Annotated in this window: 17 protein-coding genes; 14 read left to right on the forward strand and 3 right to left on the reverse strand. The window is 69.1% G+C overall.

What is annotated here, in order from left to right:
• The first annotated feature begins 38 nt into the window (after window positions 1-38).
• On the forward strand, window positions 39-3,515 hold the full coding sequence (locus tag U5O44_RS16180) for a hybrid sensor histidine kinase/response regulator (protein WP_322589446.1): 3,477 nt from the start codon (window positions 39-41) through the stop codon (window positions 3,513-3,515).
• Window positions 3,508-4,446 carry a response regulator transcription factor gene (locus U5O44_RS16185; RefSeq protein WP_322589447.1) on the forward strand — a complete coding sequence of 313 codons (939 nt, stop codon included), beginning with the start codon at window positions 3,508-3,510 and terminating at the stop codon, window positions 4,444-4,446. Before U5O44_RS16180 ends, U5O44_RS16185 begins: the two co-directional genes overlap by 8 nt.
• A 72-nt stretch (window positions 4,447-4,518) precedes the next feature.
• On the opposite strand, the gene U5O44_RS16190 is transcribed toward U5O44_RS16185, so the two are convergent.
• Both U5O44_RS16190 and U5O44_RS16195 read right to left on the reverse strand, forming a co-directional pair.
• On the reverse strand, window positions 4,519-4,929 hold the full coding sequence (locus U5O44_RS16190) for a type II toxin-antitoxin system VapC family toxin (protein ID WP_322589448.1): 411 nt from the start codon (window positions 4,927-4,929) through the stop codon (window positions 4,519-4,521).
• Window positions 4,926-5,117: a hypothetical protein gene (locus U5O44_RS16195; RefSeq protein ID WP_322589449.1), complete on the reverse strand. Its 192-nt coding sequence runs from the start codon at window positions 5,115-5,117 to the stop codon at window positions 4,926-4,928. Before U5O44_RS16195 ends, U5O44_RS16190 begins: the two co-directional genes overlap by 4 nt.
• 273 nt (window positions 5,118-5,390) lie before the next feature.
• On the opposite strand from U5O44_RS16195, the gene U5O44_RS16200 reads away from it, so the two are divergent.
• The 8 genes from U5O44_RS16200 (at window position 5,391) to U5O44_RS16235 (ending at window position 13,270) form a co-directional block, all read left to right on the forward strand.
• Complete coding sequence (locus tag U5O44_RS16200) at window positions 5,391-6,626, forward strand: glycine-rich domain-containing protein (protein ID WP_322589450.1); 1,236 nt, start codon at window positions 5,391-5,393, stop codon at window positions 6,624-6,626.
• Window positions 6,627-6,733: 107 nt separating this feature from the next.
• Entirely contained in the window at window positions 6,734-8,023 is a 1,290-nt protein-coding gene (urtA, locus tag U5O44_RS16205; RefSeq protein WP_322589451.1) for an urea ABC transporter substrate-binding protein, read from the forward strand.
• A gap of 183 nt (window positions 8,024-8,206) precedes the next feature.
• Window positions 8,207-9,730 (forward strand): urea ABC transporter permease subunit UrtB, encoded by a 1,524-nt coding sequence (gene urtB / locus U5O44_RS16210; protein WP_322589452.1) that lies wholly within the window; start codon window positions 8,207-8,209, stop codon window positions 9,728-9,730.
• Complete coding sequence (urtC, locus tag U5O44_RS16215; protein WP_416222192.1) at window positions 9,727-10,836, forward strand: urea ABC transporter permease subunit UrtC; 1,110 nt, start codon at window positions 9,727-9,729, stop codon at window positions 10,834-10,836. The genes urtB and urtC overlap by 4 nt, the downstream gene beginning before the upstream one ends.
• Complete coding sequence (gene urtD, locus U5O44_RS16220; protein WP_322589453.1) at window positions 10,833-11,717, forward strand: urea ABC transporter ATP-binding protein UrtD; 885 nt, start codon at window positions 10,833-10,835, stop codon at window positions 11,715-11,717. The genes urtC and urtD overlap by 4 nt, the downstream gene beginning before the upstream one ends.
• An 89-nt stretch (window positions 11,718-11,806) precedes the next feature.
• Window positions 11,807-12,511 carry an urea ABC transporter ATP-binding subunit UrtE gene (gene urtE, locus U5O44_RS16225; protein ID WP_322589454.1) on the forward strand — a complete coding sequence of 235 codons (705 nt, stop codon included), beginning with the start codon at window positions 11,807-11,809 and terminating at the stop codon, window positions 12,509-12,511.
• Between the two features lie 187 nt (window positions 12,512-12,698).
• Complete coding sequence (locus tag U5O44_RS16230) at window positions 12,699-13,124, forward strand: universal stress protein (RefSeq protein ID WP_322589455.1); 426 nt, start codon at window positions 12,699-12,701, stop codon at window positions 13,122-13,124.
• Window positions 13,121-13,270 carry a hypothetical protein gene (locus U5O44_RS16235; protein ID WP_322589456.1) on the forward strand — a complete coding sequence of 50 codons (150 nt, stop codon included), beginning with the start codon at window positions 13,121-13,123 and terminating at the stop codon, window positions 13,268-13,270. Before U5O44_RS16230 ends, U5O44_RS16235 begins: the two co-directional genes overlap by 4 nt.
• A 26-nt stretch (window positions 13,271-13,296) precedes the next feature.
• Here U5O44_RS16235 and U5O44_RS16240 read toward each other — a convergent pair whose 3' ends face one another.
• A complete protein-coding gene (locus U5O44_RS16240; RefSeq protein WP_322589457.1) occupies window positions 13,297-14,769 on the reverse strand; it encodes a potassium/proton antiporter in 1,473 nt (490 codons plus the stop codon).
• Window positions 14,770-14,854: 85 nt separating this feature from the next.
• On the opposite strand from U5O44_RS16240, the gene U5O44_RS16245 reads away from it, so the two are divergent.
• The 4 genes from U5O44_RS16245 to U5O44_RS16260 are packed head-to-tail and all read left to right on the forward strand — an operon-like array spanning window position 14,855 to window position 20,350.
• On the forward strand, window positions 14,855-16,519 hold the full coding sequence (locus tag U5O44_RS16245; RefSeq protein ID WP_322589458.1) for a cation:proton antiporter: 1,665 nt from the start codon (window positions 14,855-14,857) through the stop codon (window positions 16,517-16,519).
• Window positions 16,516-17,412 carry a universal stress protein gene (locus U5O44_RS16250; RefSeq protein ID WP_322589459.1) on the forward strand — a complete coding sequence of 299 codons (897 nt, stop codon included), beginning with the start codon at window positions 16,516-16,518 and terminating at the stop codon, window positions 17,410-17,412. The genes U5O44_RS16245 and U5O44_RS16250 overlap by 4 nt, the downstream gene beginning before the upstream one ends.
• Window positions 17,409-18,761, forward strand: a complete 1,353-nt coding sequence (locus U5O44_RS16255; RefSeq protein ID WP_322589460.1) for an SLC13 family permease — start codon at window positions 17,409-17,411, stop codon at window positions 18,759-18,761. Before U5O44_RS16250 ends, U5O44_RS16255 begins: the two co-directional genes overlap by 4 nt.
• Window positions 18,758-20,350, forward strand: coding sequence for a Na/Pi cotransporter family protein (locus tag U5O44_RS16260; RefSeq protein WP_322589461.1), 1,593 nt, complete (start codon window positions 18,758-18,760; stop codon window positions 20,348-20,350). Before U5O44_RS16255 ends, U5O44_RS16260 begins: the two co-directional genes overlap by 4 nt.
• Window position 20,351 lies beyond the last annotated feature (1 nt).

Genomic DNA, 20,351 nt, shown 5'->3' on the forward strand with positions numbered 1-20,351 from the left:
GTGCGTGGGCTGGTGCGTTTCTTGAGTGCGAGGGCGGCATGACCACCGCCGCCGGAAATTCAGCGATCTTGCCCGTACAGGCAGATTCCGGGCCAGCCCCTGCCAACCCGCAGGCCGCCGAGCCGGTGCAGCGTGTCATCAAGATCCGGCGCGACTACAACACCTGGGTCGCCAGCGAGACGCTGGAGGACTACGCGCTGCGCTTCACCCCGCGCAGCGCCCGGCGCTGGAGCATCGGCCGGGTGGCCAACACGGCGCTCGGCGGTGCGGCGTCGTTCCTGGTGCTGGAGGCGGTGGGCGCCACGCTGCTGGTGCGCTATGGCTTCACGAACGCGGCGCTGGCGATCCTGGCGACGGGCCTGGTGATCTTCCTGGCCGGGCTGCCGATCAGCGCCTATGCGGCGCGCCACGGTCTGGACATGGACCTGCTCACCCGCGGCGCCGGCTTCGGCTACATCGGCTCGACCATCACCTCGCTGATCTACGCGAGCTTCACCTTCATCTTCTTCGCGCTCGAAGCGGCGGTGATGGCCTATGCGCTGGAGCTGGCATTCGACATCCCGCTGGCGTGGGGCTATGGGGTCTGCGCCGCCGTGGTGCTGCCGCTGGTGACCCACGGGGTGACGGTGATCAGCCGGCTGCAGGTGTGGACGCAGCCGCTGTGGGCGCTGATGCTGGTGACGCCCTATGTCTTCGTGTTCCGCGAGAACCCGGGCGTGCTCGACGGGCTGCTCGGCTACGGCGGCGAGCGCGGGCTGACGGCGTTCGACCCGCTGGCGTTTGGCGCGGCGATGACGGTGGGCATCGCGCTGATCACGCAGATGGGCGAGCAGGCCGACTACCTGCGCTTCATGCCCGAGCGGACCCGCGACAACCGGGTGCGCTGGTGGGCGGGTGTGGTGGCGGGCGGGCCGGGCTGGGTGGTGCCCGGTGTGCTGAAGATGCTGGGCGGCGCGCTGCTGGCCTTCCTGACCATCGGCCACAGCGTGCCGGTGGAGCGGGCGGTCGATCCGAACCAGATGTACCTCACGGCCTACGAACACGTCTTCTCGCACTACGGCTGGGCGGTGGCTGCCACGGCGGTCTTCGTCATCATTTCGCAGGTCAAGATCAATGTGACCAACGCCTACGCAGGTTCGCTGGCGTGGTCCAACTTCTTCTCGCGCCTGACCCACAGCCACCCGGGGCGGGTGGTCTGGGTCGTCTTCAACACCGGCATCGCGCTGATGCTGATGGAGCTGGACGTGTTCCAGGCGCTGGGCCATGTGCTGGGCCTGTACGCCAACATCGCCATCAGCTGGATGATGGCGGTGGTGGCCGACCTGGTCATCAACAAGCCGCTGGGCCTGAGTCCGAAGGGCATCGAGTTCCGGCGCGCCCACCTGTGCGACATCAACCCGGTCGGCGTGGGCGCGATGGGCATCGCGTCGGCGGTGTCGGTGGCGGCGCACCTGGGGCTGTTCGGCGAGATGGCGCAGGCCTGGTCGGCGCTGATCGCGCTGGTGACGGCGCTGGTGGCGTCGCCGCTGCTCGCGTGGTGGACGGGCGGGCGCTGGTACCTCGCGCAGCGGGTGGGCGTGCCGGCCGACGAGGCGGGCCGCTACCGGCGCTATGCCCCGCCGCAGTCCTGCACCATCTGCGAGCGGGCCTACGAAGCCGAGGACATGGCGCACTGCCCCGCCTACGGCGGCGCGATTTGCTCGCTGTGCTGCACGCTGGACGCCCGCTGCCATGACCTGTGCAAGGTGCCCGAGGCGGGGCTGGCCGCGCAGTGGTCGGCGGTATTGCGCTGGCTGCTGCCGCGGGCGGTCTGGCCGTATCTGGACAAGGGGCTGGCGCACTACCTGCTGCTGATGCTGGTGACGCTGCCGCTGCTGGGCGGGTTGGCGGTGGCACGGCGGGCGCTGGTGCTGCCGACGCTGGCGCTGGTGGCCGGTGTCGTGGCGTGGTGGCTGGTGCTGGCGCACAAGAGCCGGCAGGTTGCGCAGGAAGAGGCCAACCGCCAGACCCAGGCGCTGCATGAGCAGACGCTGGCGCTGCGCCGCGAGATCGCCTCGCACCAGGAAACCGACCGCGCCCTGCAGCAGGCCAAGCGCCAGGCCGACGCCGCCAACCAGGCCAAGAGCCGCTACATCACCACCATCAGCCATGAGCTGCGCACGCCGCTGAACTCCATCCTCGGCTACGCGCAACTGCTGGAGGACGACGAGACCATGCCGCCCGCGCGCCAGCAGGCCGTCAGCGTCATCCGCCGTGGTGGCGACCACCTGCTGACGCTGATCGAGGGCACGCTCGACATCGCCCGCATCGAGAGCGGCAAGCTGCGGCTGGAGGTGCGCCCGATGCGCTTCGCCGAGGCGATGGATGAGATCGGCCGACTGTTCGCCCTGCAGGCCGCCGCCAAGGGCATCGCCTTCCGCTGCGAGTTCACCGGGCTGCCGGTCTGCGTGCGCGCCGACGAGAAGCGGCTGCGCCAGATCCTCATCAACATCGTCGGCAATGCGATCAAGTTCACCCGCGCGGGCGAGGTCGTGCTGCGGCTGCACCACGCCCGCGAGATGGCGCGCATCGAGGTCATCGACTCTGGCCCCGGCATGTCGCCCGAGGAGCTGGCGCGCATCTTCGAGCCCTTCGAGCGCGGCTCGGCCAGCGGCGGCGCGGTCACCGGCGGCGCTGGCCTCGGCCTGACCATCAGCAAGATGCTCACCGACCTGATGGGCGGCGAGCTGACGGTGGAGAGCACGCCCGGCGTCGGCACCACCTTCCGGCTACGGCTGTTCCTGCCCGAAGTGCGCGACGACCATCTGGTCGGGCCGGTGGCGCCGCCGCGTCGGCGCATCGGCTACGCGGGGCCACGTCGGTGCGTGCTGGTCGTGGACAACGAGGAGGTGGACCGGGGCCTGATCGTCAGCCTGCTGGCGCCGCTGGGGTTCACGATCCGGCAGGCGGCCAGCGGGGAGGCGTGTCTGGCGCTGCTGGAGGCCTGGCAGCATGGTGACGCGAACGGTGACGATGCTGGGTCGATGCCAGACGCGGTGTTCATGGACCTGGCGATGCCGGGGATCGACGGCTGGGAGACGCTGCGCCGGTTGCGGGCGCAGGGGCTGGGCGCGGTGCCGGCGGCGATCGTGTCGGCCAACGCCTTCGACAAGGGACTCGACAACGACGTCGGCATCACGCCGGCCGACTTCCTGGTCAAGCCGGTGCGGGTGGGCGAGCTGCTCGACTGGCTGGGGCGGCGGCTGGCGCTGGAGTGGGTCGAGACGATTCCGCCGGTGGCGCCGGGCGTGGCGCCACCGGCGGTGGTGCTGCCCGATGCGCCGCGGCTGCGGGCCTTGCAGGAGGCGGCGTCGCTCGGCCATGTGCGCGGCGTGCTGCGCCTGCTGGATGCGCTGGACACCGAGCGGCCCGAGTGCCGCGATTTTTCCGACCGCCTGCGCACGCTGGCGCGGCAGTTCCAACTGGATGCGATGAGCGGATTGCTCCGCAAGGCCCTTGATGACGCCCATGCCTGAACGAACCACCGACATTGTCCTGATCGTCGACGATGTCCCCGACAACCTGGCCGTGCTGCACGACGCGCTGGACGAGTCCGGCTACACCGTGCTGGTCGCGCAGGACGGACTGACCGCGCTGGACCGCGCCGTGCGCGCCCGGCCGGACGTCATCCTGCTGGACGCGGTGATGCCGGGCATGGACGGCTTCGAGGTGGCGCGCCGGCTGCGGGCCGACCCGCGCACGGCGCCGATCCCGATCATCTTCATGACCGGCCTGACGGAAACCGAGCATGTCGTGGCCGCCTTCGCCGCGGGCGGCACCGACTACGTCACCAAGCCCATCCGCGCCCGCGAGGTCATCGCCCGCATCACCGCCCACACGCTGGCCGCCCGCGAGCAGGCACAGGCCCGCAACGCGCTCGACGCCTTCGGCCATGCGACGCTGGTGGTGCGGCTGCTCGACGGGCGGCTGGTCTGGCAGACGGCGCTGGCGCGGCAGATGCTGGAGCTGCATTTCCAGTCGGACGGCCGGCGGGCCCCGACGCCGCTGCTGGACTGGATGCAGCACGCCGTGGCGCGGCTCGGTCCGGTGGACGGGCTGGTGCCGGGTTCGCCCTCGGTGACGCTGGAGACCCCCACCGGCCGGCGCCTGCGCTTCACATTGCACGAGGCGCTGAGCGAGGTCGAGTGGATGCTGGTGCTGCGCGAGGCCGACGACACGGCCGCGCTCGAAGCCCTGGCGATGGCCTTCGGGCTGACGCCCCGCGAAGCCGAGGCGCTCTACTGGATCGCCAAGGGCAAGACCAACCGCGACATCGGCGAGATCGTCGGCGCCAGCCCCGCGACGGTGAAGAAACACCTGGAGCATGTCTACGAGAAGCTCGGCGTCGAGACGCGCAACGCGGCGGCGGCGGTGGCGCTGGGCAAGGTGCCGCAGATCGGGCGGTGAGCCGGTGGGGGCACGCGGCGGCGCAGGGGCTGGGTGCCGGCTGTGATGCCTTGATCGCGGTCCTTCGTTGCCTTATCCGGTGGATTCCGGACAGATCAAGGGCACTGCCGGAAAGTAGGTTCGGTAGCGGGCGGGATCGCGGGTGAGCAGGGTCCAGCCTTCGGCCTGGGCCTGCGCTCCGATGAAGAAGTCGGGCAGTACGCCGGTCTTGGTGCTCTTGCGCTGGCGGTATGCCCAGAACGCCTGTCCCGCGAGGTAAGCCGCCGTGTCCGAGAGTGCCTGGTTCTTGATCTTGATCGGCCGCAGGAATGCCTTGAGCTGCGCATGGTTGTCGTAAAGCGCTGCCAGTTCGGCATAGATCACGGGGTTGATTGCCAATGGTCCCTGGTCGCGGGCCTGTTTGAGCTGCTGCCGGGACCAGTCCAGCCAGATGGGATCCTGGCGCCCGAGATCGATCCAGATGTTCGTGTCCACCAGGATCACGGCTGTCCCCAGTCGTCACCACGGGTCTGGCGGAGCCATGCATCCGTGCTGACGGCACGTGGAGCGCTCCCCACGAAGGCGTCGATCGGATCGATGGTGGCTTGCTGGCGGCGCTGGTGGGTACGCTGGGACTTCAGGTGTGCCTCCAGTGCCTGCTGCACGACAGCCGATTTGCTGAGGTGGGTCAATTCGCAGAACTGGGCCAGCTGGGTTTCTAGGGCGGGGGGCAGACGCACTGACAACATACCGACTCCTGGTGCATGGCAGAGGGGTTGAAACCCTCTGACTGTATGACAGATCTGTATGACGCATCAACGAGGTCACATCAAAAGAGGCACGCAAGAGGCACGCAGGAGATATGGGTGAGCCCAGATGGATTCCCGACGGCTCGCCCCCTACGCTGAATCCCAAGCCGACGCCTCCGATCTGAACCCCAGGCCCGCGTCGGCTGGGAGAGTGTCATGCGATTGACCGATGCTGCGACCACCGCGCTGTGGTCGCGTCTGCAAGCCTTCGAGCTGGACCCTCCGGGGTTGACCCGCACGATCAGCGCCCGTGTGGCCGAGGAACAGGGCTGGTCCGCCGCCCACACCCGGCGCGTGGTCGAGGAATACCGGCGCTTTCTGCTGCTGACGCAGGTGGTTGGCCGGCCGGTGTCGCCGTCGCGGGCGGTCGACGCGGTCTGGCACACGCACCTGCTGTATTCGCGGGACTACTGGGAGCGGCTGTGCGGCGAGGTGCTCGGCAAGCCGCTGCACCATGACCCGAACCCGGGTGGTGCCGACGAGGAAGCGCGCCACCACCTGCAGTATCTCGACACGCTGGCCGCCTATGAGCGGATCTTCGGCGAGGCGCCCCCGGCCGACCTCTGGACCCGCGGCCCGGCGGAGCCGCCCCGTTCACTGGACGGCCTGAGCGAGGATCTGGCGCTGAAGGCCAGGCTGATGGCCGGGGAGTTCCGGCCGAGCTTGCTGGCCCTGCTGTGCGGCGGGGAGGAGCGGGTGACGGCGACCGCGCTGGCGGGACTGCACCAGCGCGGGCTGGTGGGGTTTGTGTCCGGGCGGCCGGTGTTGTCGGATCGGGCGCCGCGCGCGTCGGATGACCTGACCGCTGAAGAGACGCAGGTCTGGCAGACGCTGCAGAGCGAGCAGGCCGCGGGCCGGTCGACGAAGCTGCCGCTGAAGATGGCCTATCCGGCGCTGACCCGGGAGGCGACCGAGCAGGGCCTGTGGCCGACGCCGAAGGACCATGCCGACCACATGGCGGCGCAGCGCGCCGACGCCTGGCGCAATCCGCTGCGCTGGTTGGCGCTGGGCATGGCGGTGATCCTGTGGATCGCGGGCCTGTGGATCTTCAGCGTGTTCATCGTCTGCTGGTGGGGATACACACTGCGCGAGGCCTACCGGGACACGGTGGTCCAGCGCACCGCCAAGGCCCGGCAAGTGGTCGAGGCCTTCACCGCCATGGTGCCCAAGGGCACGACGGTGTCCCTGCACAGCCCGCTCCTGGCGACGGTGGTGGCCGCGGGCGTGATCGGCGCGGCCACGGCGGCCGATCTGGAGCCGCTGCAGTCGGCCATCGTGCCGGGACGCCAGGAGGGTGGGGGCTGCGGTGGTGGCAGCGGTTGCAGCGGTGGCTCGGGTGGCGGGGATGGGGGCGGGGGAGGCTGTGGCGGGGGTGGTTCGGGTGGCGGTTGAGCCCGCCTGCGTCTACGCCATCTGGCGTATTTCACGATCTGACCCCGGCCGAGACACTGCGTGCATCCGATTCACCCGCTCACCAGCCCTCCCGGAGTCACCCCGTCATGAAATCTGTTGCTGTCGCTACCCGTCGCGCCTTTGCCCAGAAGCTCAGCGCCGTCGCCCTCGGCGTGGCCGTGACCACGCTGCCGCTGCTCGCCAACGCAGCCGACACCATCAAGGTCGGCATCCTGCATTCGCTGTCGGGCACCATGGCCATCTCGGAAACCGTCCTGAAGGACGTGGCCCTGATGACGATCGACGAGATCAACGCCAAGGGCGGCGTGCTCGGCAAGAAGCTGGAGCCGGTCGTCGTCGATCCGGCCTCCAACTGGCCGCTGTTCGCCGAGAAGGCCAAGCAGCTCATCGACCAGGACAAGGCCGTCGTGACCTTCGGCTGCTGGACCTCGGTGTCACGCAAGTCGGTGCTGCCGGTGTTCGAAGAGAAGAACTCGCTGCTGTTCTACCCGGTGCAGTACGAAGGCGAAGAGCTGTCGAAGAACGTGTTTTACACGGGTGCGGCGCCGAACCAGCAGGCCATTCCCGCGGTCGAGTACCTGATGAGCAAGGACGGCGGCTCGGCCAAGCGCTTCGTGCTGCTGGGCACCGACTACGTCTACCCGCGCACGACCAACAAGATCCTGCGCGCCTTCCTGAAGTCCAAGGGCGTGGCCGAGTCGGACATCATCGAGGAATACACCCCGTTCGGTCACTCCGACTACCAGTCGATCATCGCCAAGATCAAGAAGTTCTCCAGCGAAGGCAAGAAGACCGCCGTCATCTCGACCATCAACGGCGACTCCAACGTGCCCTTCTACAAGGAGCTGGGCAACCAGGGTCTGAAGGCGACCGACGTGCCGGTGGTGGCGTTCTCGGTGGGTGAGGAAGAGCTGCGCGGCGTGGACACCAAGCCGCTGGTGGGTCACCTGGCCGCATGGAACTACTTCATGTCGATCAAGAACCCGACCAACACCGCCTTCATCAAGCAGTGGAGCGACTACGCCAAGGCCAAGGGGCTGCCCGGCCACAAGGACAAGCCGCTGACCAACGACCCGATGGAAGCCACCTACATCGGCATCAAGATGTGGGCGCAGGCGGTCGAGAAGGCCAAGTCCACCGACACCGACAAGGTCATCGCCGCGATGGCCGGCCAGACCGTGAAGGCGCCGGGCGGCTTCACCTCCACGATGGACAAGGAAAACCACCACCTCCACAAGCCGGTCTTCATCGGCGAGATCAAGGCGGATGGCCAGTTCAACGTCGTGTGGAAGACCCCGGGCCCGGTCGTGGCCGACCCGTGGAGCGACTACATCGCCGAGAACAAGGGCAAGAAGAACGTGCCTGAGAAGAAGTGACCTTGTGATGTGGGTGCGGGCGGGAAGCCCCCACCCAACCCTCCCCCGCTGGGGGAGGGCTCCAGTCAAGCCATCCTCCTCTGTCTTCCTCCTCCCCCAGCGGGGGAGGCCGGGAGGGGGTCTTCGCACGCTGTGACCTCTGCAACCCCCGTGACCCACCTGCGAACACTCCTCCTCCTGGTCATGGCCCTCCTGGCGCCCGTCGCCCACGCGCTGACGCCCGACCAGGCCGCCGCCATCGCCATCGGCGACACCGACGCCCGCATCGCGGCGCTGAACCAGGCCGCCGCTGCAGCCGACCCCGAGCTGGTCCCCTTCGTGCGCGCCCTGCTGGACGGCGAGGTCAAGACCGCCGACGGCAAGGTCTATGTCGTGCAAGGCGACAAGACGGCGCCCGACACCGCCGAAGACGTCATCAACAACAACCGGATGCGCGGCGCACTCGAAGCCGCGCTCGGCGCATTGAAGCTCGTGTCACCCGACGTGCAGGTGCGCACCGAGGCGCTGGACGAGCTGCGCAAGCAGTCGCTCGAAGAGGCGCAACTGCCGCTGATCGAGAAGGCCTACGCCGCCGAGACCGACGCCAAGCTGAAGGCGCGGCTGGAGCTGATGCGCGCCACCATCCTGATCACCTCGACCGATCCGGCCAAGCGCCTGGCCGCCGCGCAGGCGCTGGCCGGCAGCAGCGAGCCGGCCGTCAAGAGCCTCATCCAGGAACGTCTCACCCCCGGCGCCGAGACCGACAACGCCGTGCGCGGCGCGCTGATGACCGCGCAGAGCGCCGTCGAAGGCCGGCTGGCCTGGGGCGAGCGGCTCGGTGTCGTGTTCACGGGCGTCAGCCTGGGCTCGATCCTGCTGCTGGTGGCGCTGGGACTGGCGATCACCTACGGCCTGATGGGCGTCATCAACATGGCCCATGGCGAGCTGATGATGATCGGCGCCTACGCCACCTACCTCGTGCAGAACCTGTTCCGCGCCTTCCTGCCCGGCCTGTTCGACTGGTACATCGTGCTGGCGATCCCCGCGTCGTTTGCCGTGGCGGCCCTCGTCGGCGCGGTGCTGGAGCGCACCGTGATCCGCTGGCTCTACGGCCGCCCGCTCGAAACCCTGCTCGCCACCTGGGGCATCTCGCTGGTGCTGATGCAGGGCGTGCGCACCCTGTTCGGCGCGCAGAACGTCGCGGTCGAGAACCCGTCGTGGCTCTCGGGCGGCGTGCAGGTGATGTCGAACCTGATCCTGCCGTACAACCGGCTCGCCATCGTCGCCTTCGCCTTCCTGGTGCTGGCCGGCGTGACGCTGATGATCAACCGGACGCGGCTGGGTCTCTTCGTGCGCGGCGTGACGCAGAACCGCCGCATGGCCGCCTGTGTCGGCATCAACACCGCCCGCATCGACACGGTCGCCTTCTCGCTCGGCGCCGGCATCGCCGGTCTGGCCGGCTGCGCGCTGAGCCAGGTCGGCAACGTCGGGCCGGACCTGGGGCAGAGCTACATCGTGGACGCCTTCATGGTGGTGGTCACGGGTGGCGTCGGCCAGCTCGCCGGCACGGTCTACGCCGCGCTGGGGCTGGGTGTCCTGAACAAGTTCCTCGAAGGCTTTGCCGGCGCGGTGCTGGCCAAGATCATGGTGCTGGTGTGCATCGTGGTCTTCATCCAGAAACGTCCGCAGGGTCTGTTCGCCATGAAGGGCCGGAGTGCAGAGGCATGAGCGCCGTGATGACCAATTCCCTCCTGGGCGCCAAGGGCTGGGCCGCCGTGATGGCCGCGGCCGTCACCGTGGTCGTGCTGGTGCCAATCCTGAACCTGCTGGTCCCGGCGGACAGCGCCTTCCACCTCAGCGACTACGCCGTCAGCCTGATCGCCAAGATCATGTGCTACGCCATCTGCGCGCTGGCGATGGACCTGATCTGGGGCTACACCGGCATCCTGTCGCTCGGCCACGGCCTGTTCTTCGCGCTCGGCGGCTACGCGATGGGCATGTACCTGATGCGCCAGATCGGTCGTGACGGCAACTACAAGAGCGACCTGCCGGACTTCATGGTCTTCCTCGACTGGAAGGAGTTGCCCTGGGCCTGGACCTTCTCGGACAGCTTCCTGTTCCAGATGCTGCTGGTCGTGCTGGTGCCGGGGCTGCTGGCGCTGGTGTTCGGCTTCTTCGCCTTCCGCTCGCGGATCAAGGGCGTGTATTTCTCGATCATCACGCAGGCGATGACCTTCGCCGCGATGCTGCTGTTCTTCCGCAACGAGACCGGTTTTGGCGGTAACAACGGCTTCACCGACTTCAAGCGCATCCTGGACATCCCGCTGGCGCAGCCCTCGACCCGCATGACGCTCTTCGTGCTCACGGGGCTGACGCTGATCGGCTTCTACCTGCTGGCGCGCTGGATCGTCGGCAGCAAGTACGGCCGCGTGCTCCAGGCCATCCGCGACGCCGAGACCCGCGTGATGTTCACCGGCTACGATCCGATCGCCTACAAGCTCAGCATCTGGACCTTCAGCGCGGTGATGTGCGGCGTGGCGGGCGCGCTCTACGTGCCGCAGGTGGGCATCATCAACCCGGGTGAAATGAGCGCGGCGGCGTCGATCGAGATCGCGATCTGGACGGCGGTCGGCGGGCGCGGCACCTTGATCGGCCCGATCCTCGGCGCCTTCTTCGTCAACGGCGCCAAGAGCTGGTTCACGCAGGTCTTCCCCGAGTTCTGGCTGTACTTCCTCGGCGCGCTGTTCATCGCGGTGACGCTGTTCCTGCCGCGCGGCATCGTCGGGTTGTTCGACAAGTTCTCGTCCTCGGCCAAGAAGGAGCCCCGCGCATGACGCCCGACCTGATGGAATCGATGTCCGCGCTGCGCGCGCGCCACGAAGCGCGGCTGGCGCAGACGCCGGGTGAGTCCGGCGACCGCGCCGCAGCGTTCGGGCGGCTGCTGAAGGGCGGCGAGCCGGATTTCACCCACGGGGTGGCGCTCTACCTTGACGACATCACGGTGAGCTTCGACGGCTTCAAGGCGCTGAATGCGCTGAGCCTGACGATCAACGTGGGCGAGCTGCGCTGCATCATCGGTCCGAACGGCGCCGGCAAGACGACCATGATGGACGTCATCACCGGCAAGACCCGCCCCGACAGCGGCAAGGCGTCGTTCGGCTCGACCATCGACCTGCTGCGCCTGCGCGAGAACGACATCGCGCAGATCGGCATTGGCCGCAAGTTCCAGAAGCCCACCGTCTACGAGCAGCTCAGCGTGTTCGAGAACCTGGAGCTGGCGCTGAAGGCCGACCGCCGCGCCCGCGCGAGCCTGTTCCACCGCCTCACCGGCACCCAGCTCGACCGCATCGGCGAGATCCTGGCGCTCATCCACCTCAAGGACGACGCGCAGCGCACGGCCGGACTGCTCTCGCACGGGCAGAAGCAGTGGCTGGAGATCGGCATGCTGCTGATGCAGGATCCGAAGCTGCTGCTGCTCGATGAGCCGGTTGCCGGCATGACCGACGAGGAAACCGAGCGCACCGCCGAGCTGTTCCTGTCGCTGGAAGGTCAGCACTCGCTGGTCGTGGTCGAGCACGACATGAAGTTCGTCGACCAGCTCACCGAGGGACGCAAGACCGTCACCGTGCTGCACGAAGGCAGCGTGCTGGCCGAAGGCAAGCTCCGCGACGTGCAGGCCAACGAGAAGGTGGTCGAGGTGTATCTCGGGCGGTGAGCGGGTTTCCCCCTCACCCCAGCCCTCTCCCCCGCTGGGGGAGAGGGAGCAAGGCACGGTCTCACACGGTCTCACAAGGTTTCAAGCCCATGCTCCAGGTCCACGGTCTGAATCAGTATTACGGCGGCTCGCACATCCTGCGCGGGCTCGATTTCGAGGCCAAGGTTGGCGAGGTGACGGTCATCCTCGGGCGCAACGGCGTGGGCAAGACCACGCTGCTGAAAAGCCTGATGGGCGTGGTGCCGGTCAAGTCCGGCACGGTCACGCTGGACGGCACCGACATCACCCGCGACACACCCTACGACCGCGTGCGCCGGGGCGTCGGCTACGTGCCGCAGGGCCGCGAGATCTTCGGCCGCCTCACAGTGGAGGACAACCTGCTGATGGGGCTGGCCTACAAGAAGTCGAGCACGCCGATCCCGGCCGAGCTGTTCGAGCTGTTCCCGGTGCTCAAGCAGATGATCCACCGCCGCGGCGGTGACCTGTCAGGTGGTCAGCAGCAGCAGTTGGCGATCGCCCGTGCGCTGGCGGCCGGGCCGAAGCTGCTGATCCTCGACGAGCCGACGGAAGGGATTCAGCCGAGCATCATCAAGGACATCGGCCGTGTGCTGCGCCTGCTGGCCGAGCGCGGCATGAACGGCCAGCGCATGGCCGTGGTGCTGGTCGAGCAGTACTACGACTTCGCCGAGGAGCTGGCGGACCAGTACCTGGTGATGGAGCGGGGCGAGGTCATCGCCCGTGGGCGCGGGCACGAGATGCAGGCCAACGGGGTGCGGCAGCTCATGTCGATCTGAGCGCGGGGGCCATGCCGCCGCGGGACGATTCGATTGCTTGATCTGGGTCAAGCGGCGGCTGTCTGGCAGGAGCCGACCGCGTGTGCAGGGGAACCTCTTGAGTCGCTGACGCTTCGTAGCGCATGCGGCGTGTCCACAGAGCAGTGGCGCGCACGCGCTTCGGTCCCTCGACACCAGGAGAAACGCCTTGCAGAAGCCACTGATTCCGATCGATGGTTCAGCGAGCGCCTTGCGCTCCTTGCACCATGCCATCGCCGAGCTGGAGGGCAGATCCGGCGTGCAGGTCCATCTGCTCAATGTGCAGACCCCGCCGGTGCATGCATTCCCGGGTAAGCTGGTGTCGCCGACGTTCATCATGCAGGAGCTTCGGCAGGACGGTGCCGCCTTGCTCGACCAGGCGCAGGCGGTGGTCCATGCGGCTGGCCTGGTGTCCGTGTGCCATGTCCGCCTCGGGTATCCCGGTGACGAGATCGCCGCCTGTGCCTCGGAGTCGGGCTGTGACGGCATCGTGATGGGCACCCGCGGCATGGGGGCCGTGGCCGGTCTGCTGCTCGGCTCCGTGGCCACCAAGGTCGTGCATGTCACGCCGGTGCCGGTCACCCTGGTCAAGTGAGTGCCCTGACCCTGCACGGCCCGAACGCGCTCCTTGCCGTGGCTCTGGGCCACCGGGGTGATGCCGGGGTCATCCTGACGGTGGTGCTGTGGACCGAGGAGGCACGCGAGCTGTGGGTGCGCACGAACCGGCGGAGCCGCGCATGAGGAGGGCTGCGCCGTTCCGGCCCGCCTCACTGCGGCAGGCCCAGCCCGACCCCGGTGATGCGGCCCTGCGCCATGTCCCGCACCGCCAGCACGGCCGGCCCGAGCGTGACGGCATCGCCGACCACTGGCGGGCGCTTCAGGGCGGCGGCCATCCACACCGCCACCGGCAAGTGCGCATCGGGCGGCTCCGCGAGGCCATAGAAGGCACAGACCTCGACCAGCGGCAGTTCCGGATCGAGCACGAAGTCGCGGAAGACGGCGCGTGCCGCGCGCTCGTCGTCGGGCTCCGGCAAGGCCACGCCCAGGCGGCGTGCCAGCCAGCCGATGGTGCCTCCCTGCACCAGCAGCGAGGTGAGCACGACCACAAAGGCCACGTCGAAGAGCAGCACCGCGTGCGGCGTGCCCGCCAGCAGCGGGAACATCGCCAGCACGATGGGCACGGCGCCGCGCAGGCCGACCCAGGCGATGAACGTGGTCTCGCGCGGCGTGAAGCGGAACGGCCTCAGACACCACCACACCGCCAGCGGGCGGGCCACGAACATCAGGACGGCCGCCACGCCCAGTGCCGGCCACAGCGACTGCGCCAGCCGCGACGGCGTGGCCAGCAGCCCCAGCAGCACGAACATGCCCGCCTGCGCCAGCCAGGCATAGCCGTCGAGCACTGGCAGCGAGGGCGTCACCGAGGCAACGGCCCGGTTGGCCATGACCAGGCCGAACAGGTAGACCGCCAGGAAACCCGAGCCCCCGAGCAGGCCCGCACCCGCAAACACCGCCAGCCCGGCCGCCACCACCAGCAAGGCGAGCACACCGCCTCCCGCATCGCGTGCAGAGACCCGGTTCAGCAGTGCCGCGCCAGCCACACCGCTGAGCGCGCCCACCAGCGCGCCCCAGCCAAACTGCTGCACGAAGGTGATGGCGAGCGCGGTGGCGGCGGCGGTTCCCGTCGCCGGGGCCGGCCCTGTGGCAGCGCTCAGCAAGGCAATGAAGGCCAGTGTCAGGTAGACCGCCATGGGGTCGTTGACCCCCGACTCGATCTCCAGCGTGGCCGCCACCCGTTCGTTGAGCGTGACACCCGACCGGGTCAGCAGCGCAAACACCGCCGCTGCGTCGGTGGAGCCGACGATGGCCCCCAGCAGCAGTGCGGTGCCCCAGTCCACCCCCAGCAGGGGCACTGCGGCAGCAGCCGTGATGCCCGCACTGAGCAGTACCCCCGCAGTGGCCAGCATCGACGCTGGTTTCAGCCCGGTGCGAAATGTCGAAAAGGACGTGCGCAGGCCGCCGTCGAGCAAGATCACCGCCAGCGCCACGTTGCCGACCCAGAAGCTCAGGCGCACATCGTTGAAGACGTAGCCGCCAGGCCCGTCTTCACCGGCCAGCACGCCAGCGAGCAGGAACACCAGCAGGAACGAAAACCCGATGCGTGTGGAGAACAGGCCGGCCAGCGTGCTGGTGAACACCAGCACCGCAGCCGCCAGCAAAGGGATGTTCAGGAAGTCCATCGGCACAGTATCTGCGAAGGTCGACGCCGCACTGTCCACCACCGGGCCATGGCCCGTTTCTTGACCCCCTTACCGCCCGCCCACCATGCACGGTTCCTTTTCTGAGTTCGCTTTCCTGCTGCTGCTGTGTGCGCTGGCGGGTGCAGTCTTCGTCCGCTTGCGCCAGCCGGTGCTGATCGCCTACATCGTCGTCGGCATCGCGGTGGGGCCGGCCGGCTTCGGACTGGTTGCAGCCCACGACCAGATCGACCTGCTCGCCCAGGTGGGTGTGGCGGTGCTGCTGTTCGCCGTGGGTCTGAAGCTGGACCTGCACCACATCCGCCACATCGGGCCGGTGGCGCTGGCCACCGGGCTGGGGCAACTGACCTTCACCATCGTGATCGGGTTCGCGTTGACGCTGGCGCTGGGCAAGGGCTGGCTTGAGGCCCTGTATGTGGCCGTGGCGCTCACGTTTTCCAGCACGATCATCATCGTCAAGCTGCTGTCGGACAAGCGTGAGCTGGACAGCCTGCATGGCCGCATCGCGGTGGGTTTCCTGATCGTGCAGGATCTGGCCGTGGTGATCGCCATGATGGCCATGAGCGCCCTGCGCGGCAGTGGCGAGGGCGGTGGGGCGGCGGGCTGGGGGGCGGTGCTGCTGTCGCTGTCATGGCGCCTGGCCGTGGCGGCCGTGGTCATGTTCGTGCTGATGCGCTGGGTGCTGCCGGTGGTGGTGGCCGCGATGGCGCGCTCCCAGGAGCTGCTGCTGGTGTTCGCCGTGGCCTGGGGCGTGGCCTTGGCGGCCCTGGGCGAGTGGACCGGTTTCAGCAAGGAGGCCGGGGCCTTTCTGGCCGGTTTCTCGCTGGCCTCCACGCCCTACCGCGAGGCCATGAATGCACGGCTGACCGGCATCCGCGACTTCCTGCTGCTGTTCTTCTTCATCGACCTTGGGGCCAAGCTCGATTTCTCGACGCTGGGCGCCGAGACCGTGCCGGCGATCGTGCTGTCGCTGTTCGTGCTCATCGGCAATCCGCTGATCGTGATGGCCATCATGGGCTTCATGGGCTACCGCCGTCGCACCGGGTTCCTGGCCGGCCTGACGGTGGCACAGATCAGCGAGTTCTCCATCGTCTTCGTGGCCATGGGCATCACGCTGGGGCATGTGGGGGTGCAGGCGCTCGGGCTGACCACCCTGGTGGGGCTGGTGACGATCACCGTGTCCACCTACATGATCCTGTACGCCCAGCCCTTGTACGAGCGGCTCGCACCCTGGCTGCGGGTGTTCGAGCGCGCCCACCCTTTCCGCGAGGTGGCAGCGCAGCCGCAGGACAGCGCCACGCGCTCGGCCGAGGTGATCGTGCTGGGCCTGGGGCGTTATGGGTGCCGCCTGTTCGAGCAGCTGCGGGCCGAGGGTGTCGCGGTCATCGGTGTCGACTTCGACCCCGAGGCGGTGCGCGCGCTGCAGGCCCGTGGCCTGCCGGTGGTGTTCGGCGACGGCGAGGATCCGGACTTCCTCGAATCGCTGCCGCTGCGGCAGACGCGCTGGGTGATCACGACCTTCCCGCAATGGGAGTCCAACCGGGCGCTGCTGCACGCGCTCCAGGTGGCGCACTACCATGGTCGGATCGTGGCGGCGGTGCGCGATGCTGCCCACGGGCATGCGCTGGCCGAGGCCGGCGTCGACCAGATCCTCAATCCCTTCGATGACGCGGCCGACCATGCGGCGGCGCGTCTGGCCCGAGACATCCGTGCATCGGAGAACGCACCATGACCCCCCGTGACCACATCGTCGCTGCCACCGACTTCTCGGCCCCCGCTCGCCATGCCGTCGACCGTGCCGCCCGTCTGGCGCACGAGACCGGTGCTGCGCTGACGCTGATGCATGTCCTGCCCGGTGGCGCGCTGCAGGAGCTGCGCCAATGGCTGGGGGCCGGCCACGCGATGGAGCAGCAACTGCACGACAGCACGCGGCAGCAGCTGCGCCAGCTGGCCGACGAGCTGAAGGCGACCCGGCAGGTGACCGCACAGACGGTCCACAGCATCGGCTCGGTGCTCGACGACATCCTCGTCGAGGCCAGCGTGCTGGACGCCGCACTGGTGGTCCTGGGCGCGCGCGGTGCAGGCTTCATGCGCCGCATGGTGCTGGGCAGCACGTCGGAGAGGCTGCTGCGCCGCACGACACGGCCTGTGCTGGTGGTGCGACAGACGCCGCATGCGCCCTACCGGCGTGTCCTGGTGGCCCTGGACTTCTCGCCCTGGTCGGCACAGGCCATCCGGCTGGCACGGCGCATGGCGCCGCACGCCCGGCTGCTGCTGCTGCTCCATGTCTACCAGGTGCCTTTCGAGGAGAAGCTGCAGTTCGCCGGCGTCGACACCGCCACCATCGACCACTATCGCCAACAGGCCCGCACGGAGGCCACCCGGCGTGTGCATGCGCTGGCGGCCGCCAGCGGGCTGAAACCGGGCCACTGGGAGCCCTGCATCGTCGAGGGGGATGCGTCCCAGCGCATCCTCGAACATGAACAGGACAAGGACTGTGACCTCGTCGTGCTGGGCAAGCATGGGCAGTCGGCCGCCGAGGATCTGCTGCTGGGCAGCGTGAGCAAGCATGTGCTGGCCGAGGGCAGCACCGACGTGCTGGTGTCCACGGCGCGTGTGGCATGACCTGGCGCGCGGGACCACTGCCGCGCGCGCTCGGCTGCCTGGCACTGGCCCTGCTGGTGCACGGCAGCGCACCGCCACCGGATGCCCTGCGGGCCGGGTTGGCGCTGTTCGTGCTGATCGGGGGCCTGTGGATGACGCAGGCGCTGCACCTGAGCGTCACCGCGCTGCTGGTGCCGCTGCTGGCCGTGCTGACGGGTCTGATGGACCTGCGCGCTGCGCTGGTGTCGTTTGCACACCCGATCATCTTCCTGTTCATGGGGGGCTTTGCGCTGGCCGCCGCACTGCATCGCCAGGGCCTGGACCGCCGGCTTGCGCTGGCCGTGCTTCGCCTGGCGGCGGGCCGGCGCGATGCCGCCGTGGCATGGCTGTTCGGACTGACGGCGTTGCTGTCGATGTGGATCAGCAACACGGCGACGGCCGCGATGCTGCTGCCGCTGGCCCTGGGCCTGCTGCGCGAGGAGGACGGGCCGCGCGAGCGGGCCTTCGTGCTGCTGGGCGTGGCCTACAGCGCCAGCATCGGCGGCATCGGCACGCTGGTGGGCAGCCCGCCCAACGCCATCGCGGCGGCACAGGCCGGCATCGGCTTTGCCGAATGGATGCGCTTCGGTGTGCCGCTGGTGCTGTTGCTGCTGCCGCTGATGGCCGGCATGCTCTTCCTGCTGCTCCGTCCTCGGCTGGGGGGACGCAGCCTGCTCCCTGATGGCCAGGGCGGCACACCGGCAACCCCCTGGACCCGCCCGCAGCGGGTCACCCTGGTCGTGTGCGGCCTCACGGCGGCGGGCTGGATCGGCGCGGCGCCGCTGGGACGTGCGCTGGGCATCACGGCCGACATCGACACGGCCGTCGCGTTGGCCGCGATCGTCGCGCTGGTGGCCACGGGGGCCATCGGCTGGCCCGACATCGAATCCCGGACGCAGTGGGGCGTGCTGCTGCTGTTCGGTGGCGGGCTGGCGCTGAGCGAGGTGATGGGGGTCAGCGGCGCGAGCCGCTTCCTGGCCGACGCACTCACCAACGCCTTGCAGGGCGCGCCGACCCTGGTGGTGCTGCTGGGGGTGGTGGCGTTCGTCGTGTTCCTGACCGAACTGGTCAGCAACACCGCGTCGGCCGCGCTGCTGGTGCCGATCTTCCTGGGCGTGGCGGGGGCGCTGGGCCTGCCACCGCCGCTGTTCGCTGCCGCCATCGCGGTGTCGGCCTCGTGCGCGTTCATGCTGCCGGTGGCCACACCGCCGAACGCCATCGTCTACGCCACCGAGCAAGTGCCGCAGGCCACGATGATGCGCTGCGGGCTGGTGCTGAATGCGGTGTGCATCGCGGTGATCGTGGCGACGGCCACCTGGGGGCTCGCATGATCGACGTGCAGGTTCTGGGCCTGATGGCCGGCGGGCTGGGCTTGTTCCTGCTCGGCATGGGCCTGATGACCGATGGCCTGAAGATGGCCGCCGGTCCGGCTCTGCACCACATCCTGGTCGGCGCCACGCGGACGAGGGCCCACGCCCTGGCCTCCGGGATGCTGGTCACGGCCCTGGTGCAGTCGTCCAGCGCCGTGACCGTGGCGGTGATCGGTTTTGTCAACGCGGGTCTGCTGGCGCTCGGGCCGGCGCTGTGGGTGCTGTTCGGCGCCAATGTCGGCACGACGATGACGGGCTGGATCGTGGCGCTGGTCGGGCTCAAGTTCAAGGTGGAGGCGCTGGCGATGCCGCTGGCGGGCCTGGGCGCGCTGTTGCGGCTCACCGGCGAGAACCGGCGCAGCGGCGCCATCGGCACCGCACTCGCAGGCTTCGGGCTGCTGTTCATGGGCATTGCCCTGCTGCAGGAGGCCTTTGCCGGGCTGGCTGGCCAGATGCGCCTGCCGCAGGGCGATGGGGTGTCCGCGGTGCTGGCGCAGATCGGCATCGGGGGACTGATGACGGTGCTGATGCAGTCGTCCAGCGCGGCCATGGCCATCACCCTCACCGCCACGCAGGGCGGGCTGATCGGTGTGCAGGGTGCCGCCGCCGTGGTGATCGGCGCCAACATCGGCACCACGGTGACGGCCCTGCTGGCGGTCATGGGCGCGACCTCGAATGCCCGCCGTGCGGCACTGGCGCACGTCGTGTTCAATCTGCTCACGGGCGTCGTCGCGTTACTGCTCCTGCCATGGCTCATGGGTGCGCTGGACCGCGCAAGCACGGCGCTCGGCCTGCCCGCTGATCCCACGACCCAGCTGGCCCTGTTCCACACCCTGTTCAATCTGATCGGCGTCTTGCTGATGTGGCCCCTGGCCGCCCGGCTCACGCACTGGCTGCAGCAGCGTTTTCGGGTCCGCGAGGAGGATGAAGCCCGCCCGCATTTCCTGGATGACACCGTGCTGGCCGTGCCCACGCTGGCGCTGGATGCGCTGGCGTGCGAGGTGGCCCGTGCCGGACAGGTGGTGGTCCGCATGAACCGGCAGGTGCTGGCCGGTGCGCAGGTGGGCACTCTGCAGCCGGACCAGCGGGTCTTCGCGGGCCTGGATGCCGCCGTCGAGCGTTTTGTCGAGCGGCTGCGCATCCGCTCGATGTCGCCGGTGGCCGGCGCGCGGCTGGCCGATCTGCTGCGCATCCAGCACCACCACGCGGCGGCCGCCGAGCTGGCGATGGCCGCCGCCGCGCTGCCGCCGCCGGACCTGACCGAGGCCCGCCTGGCCTCGGCCTCGGCCGGATGGCGCTCGGCCACGGACGCCTTGCTGGCGCGTTGCGCTGCGAGCGGCCCGACCGATGTCGCCGGCCTGGATGCCGACCTGGGGGCGATGGAGGTGCGCTATGGAGACCTCAAGGCCGACCTTCTGGCGGCCGGTGTCGATACCCGTCTGACGCTGGGTCAGATGGAGCAGGCCCTGCGCCGGTGCAGTGCACTGCGCCGGTCCGCCCAGCAACTGCACAGAGCCCAGCGACGCCTCGCGGGTGGAGGAGAACCATGAG

This window comes from Sphaerotilus sp., from assembly GCF_034519685.1.
GTDB lineage: Bacteria > Pseudomonadota > Gammaproteobacteria > Burkholderiales > Burkholderiaceae_C > Sphaerotilus.